The sequence below is a fragment of the Streptomyces sp. NPDC021749 genome, assembly GCF_040640655.1.
GTDB lineage: Bacteria > Actinomycetota > Actinomycetes > Streptomycetales > Streptomycetaceae > Streptomyces.
On sequence record NZ_JBFACE010000094.1, the window covers coordinates 1 to 3806 of the forward strand.

Here is a 3806-nt window from a genome sequence, read left to right on the forward strand (position 1 = left end):
TTTCATTCGGCGTTGATGGACCCGATGTTGGAGGAGTTTCGTCGGGTTGCTGAGGGTGTGGAGTATGGGCGGCCGCGTGTGCCGGTGGTGTCGAATGTGACCGGTGCGGTGGCTGGGTTTGAGGAGTTGGGCAGTGCCGGGTATTGGGTGCGGCATGTGCGGGAAGCGGTGCGTTTCGCCGACGGGATACGAGCTGCCCGCACGCTCGGGGCGGATACGTTCTTGGAGATCGGTCCTCATGCTGTTTTGACGGGGATGGCCGGCCAGTGCCTCGATACAGAGGATGCAGAGGATTCAGACGGTGCTGATGTGGCGTTCGTGCCTGTCCTGCGGCGTGACCGGCCGGCATCGCAGACCTTCACCACCGCACTCGCCACCCTGCACACCCGTGATGCAGAACTCGATGCCGCCGCGCTCCACTCAGGCACCGATGCCCGGCGGATCGACCTGCCCACATACCCCTTCCAGCGCCGTAGCTACTGGGCGACCGGTTCGGTGCCTGGTGCCACCGGCACCTCGGCCGCGGCCCGCTTCGGGCTCGTATGGAAGGACCACCCCTTCCTCAGCGGCGCGACGCCGATAGCCGGTTCCGATTCGCTGCTCCTCACCGGCAGGGTGGCGCCCTCCGCGTACCCGTGGCTGGCCGACCACGCCATTTCCGACACGGTGCTGCTCCCCGGAACGGCGATCGCCGACCTGCTGCTGAGGGCCGCCGACGAGGTGGGCGCGGGCGGTGTGGAGGAACTCATGCTCCATGCGCCCCTGCTCCTCCCCGAACAGGGCGGACTGCAGCTCCAGGTGCTGGTCGAGGCGGCCGATGAACAGGGCCGTCGCGCCGTCTCGCTCGCCGCACGCCCCGAGAGGCCGGGCCGGGACGGCGAGGCGCCGGAGTGGACCAGGCACGCGGAGGGTGTTCTCGCGCCCGAAGGCCCGGTCGCACCGGAGACCGGATGGGCCGTGGGGACCTGGCCGCCGCCCGGGGCCGAGCCGGTCGACGTCGAGGAGCTGTACGAGGGGTTCGCCGCGGACGGCTACGGCTACGGCCCGGCCTTCACCGGGCTGTCCGGGGTGTGGCGCCGTGGCGAGGAGCTCTTCGCCGAGGTGCAGCTGCCCGACGCGATGGCGAACGGCGACAATTTCGGCATTCATCCGGCCCTCTTCGACGCGGCCCTCCATCCATGGCGTGCCGGCGGGCTGCTGCCCGACACGGACGGCACCACCCTGGTGCCGTTCTCCTGGCAGGGCATTGCTCTCCACGCCACCGGAGCCGAGACACTGCGGGTCAGGCTGGCGACGGCGGGTGACGGTGCCGACGCCGCCTTCTCGGTGCAGGCCGCCGACCCGGCAGGCCGGCCCGTCCTCACCCTGGACGCGCTGCTGCTTCGCCCGGTGGCCCTGGGCGCGGACAGCGCGTCGGCGCCGGGGCCGCTGTACCGCGTCGACTGGCAGCCGGTGCCGCAGCAGGCAGTCGCCCCCGGCGCCCGTGGCTGGACGGTCCTCGGGCCCGCCGCGAGCGGAACGGCGACGGTGGAGGCGGCACAGCAGGAGAGCGCGACCCTGCGCGCCCTGCCCGGCGCGCAGCCCGCTGTCCACGCCGACCTCACCGCTCTGCGCGCCGCCCTGGCCGGCGGAACCGCCGTTCCCGGGCTGGTAGTGGTGCCGCCCACCGGCACCCACCTCGTCGTGCCGGACGCGGGTACGGGCAGGGGCGCGGAGGCGGGTGCCGCCGGCTGGGGCGACGACCCCGTGCGCGCCGCCCTTGGGCGCGGCCTGGCCCTGGTACGGGAGTGGACCGAAGACGAACGCCTGGTGGGCGCCCAGCTTGCCGTCCTCACTCGGGGCGCGGTCGAGGCCCGGCCCGACGACGTGCCGGACCTGGCCGGTGCAGCCCTGTGGGGGCTGCTCCGCTCCGCGCAGTCGGAGTACCCCGACCGCTTCACCCTCGTCGACCTGGACGACTCCCCCGAGTCCTGGGCTGCCCTGCCCCAGGCTCTGGCGGCGGGAGAGCCACAACTCGCCCTGCGCGCCGGGACCGTACTCGCTCCGGCTCTCGTACCGATCACCGACCCTGCGACGGCCGAGACCTCGGCCGCGACCTCGGCCGCGGCCTCGGTGGTGAGCGGCGCGTCGACAGCGACCGATGCTCCCGCTGAGGACGCCGCATTCGATGCCGACGGCACCGTACTGATCACCGGCGCCACCGGCGCCCTGGGGCGACGGGTGGTCCCGCACCTGGCGCGTCAGCACGGTGTGCGGCATATGCTCCTGGTCAGCAGGCGCGGCCCGGACGCCCCCGAAGCCGCCCTCCTGGCGCGGGAGCTCGCCGACCTGCAGGTCACCGCGACCTTCGTGGCATGCGACCTCGCCGACCCCGCGGACATCCGGAAGGCCATCACCGCGGTGCCGCCGGCGCACCCGCTGACCGGTGTCGTGCACACCGCCGGCATGCTGGACGACGGAGCCCTCGCCGGCCTGACACCGGCGCGGCTCGACACCGTCCTCCGGCCGAAAGCCGACGCCGTACGGAACCTGCACGAGGCCACTCTCGACCAGCCGTTGCGCGCGTTCGTCCTGTTCTCCGCCGCGGCCGGGCTCCTGGGCCGCCCGGGGCAGGGCTCCTACGCGGCGGCCAACGCGGTCCTCGACGCGTTTGCGCGGCACCGTCGTGCGGCCGGGCTGCCTGCCGTGTCCCTGGCCTGGGGACTGTGGGACGAACGGGTGGGCATGGCCGGCGGCCTGGACGACGTGGCACTCCGTCGGCTGCGCCGCGAGGGCATCGCGGCCATGCCGCCCGAGCAAGGCCTTGACCTGCTCGACCTGGCCCTGACCACGTACCGGGATGGGCCCCCGGTCCTCGTCCCGCTCCTCCTCGACGGTGCCGCCCTGCGCCGTACGGCCAAGGAGCACGGCGCGGCCACGGTGCCACCGTTGTTGCGTGGCCTGCTGCCCGCGGCCCTGCGCCGCGGGAGCAGCGGCACCGGCACCGCGGCGGCGGCAGCCGACCGGCGAGGCAAGGGCGCGGAGCCTGTCGCCGGACGCGTCGCGCGGATCGTGGCGCTCCGGGGAGATGAGCGGTCCGCGGCCCTGCTGGACCTGGTCACCGAGCAGGTCGCCGAGGTGCTCGGTCATGCGTCGGCCGCCGAAGTCGACCCCGAACGTCCCTTCCGGGACATCGGCTTCGACTCGCTGGCGGCGGTGGAGTTGCGCAACCGCCTCGGTCGCCTGGTCGACCTGCGGCTGCCGACCACACTCGCCTTCGACCGCCCCACGCCGAAGGAGGTGGCCGAGTGGATCGAAGGGGAGTTGCCCCGCCCCGCCGGTTTGCCGGCCGATTCTTCCGCGCTGGAGGGGATCGACGAACTCGCCCGGGCCGTCGCCCTGCTGAGCCCGGACGACGCCGGGCGAGCCGAGGTGCGGCAGCGGCTCATCGGGCTGCTGGCCGAGCTCGACACCTCCGGGCACGGCACCGCCGGCCCCCGGGACCGCACCGCCCCCGCCGCTGCCGAGAGCACCCAGGCGACTGTGGCGGGCCGGCTTGACGAGGCGACTGACGACGAGATCTTCGCCTTTCTGGACGAGCAGCTGTGACCGCACCGTGGACCGACCGCATGCCGAGGAGTTGGTGGCAGCAATGACCGCCGAGAACGACAAGATCCGCAGCTATCTGAAGCGTGCCACCGCCGAACTGCACAAGACCAAGTCCCGCCTGGCCGAGGTCGAGTCGGCGAGCCGGGAGCCGATTGCGATCGTGGGTATGGCCTGTCGTTATCCGGGTGGGGTGGCGTCGCCGGAGGACTTGTGGGAGC

The 3806-nt window shown here is 73.3% G+C and carries 2 protein-coding genes; both read left to right on the plus strand.

The features are described from left to right. The first annotated feature begins 12 nt into the window (after positions 1-12). Positions 13-3588 (plus strand): SDR family NAD(P)-dependent oxidoreductase, encoded by a 3576-nt coding sequence (locus AB0G35_RS37140; protein ID WP_360959178.1) that lies wholly within the window; start codon positions 13-15, stop codon positions 3586-3588. Positions 3589-3631: 43 nt separating this feature from the next. Further along, the coding region (locus AB0G35_RS37145; protein WP_360959181.1) for a polyketide synthase docking domain-containing protein at positions 3632-3806 on the plus strand (175 nt) is incomplete at its 3' end.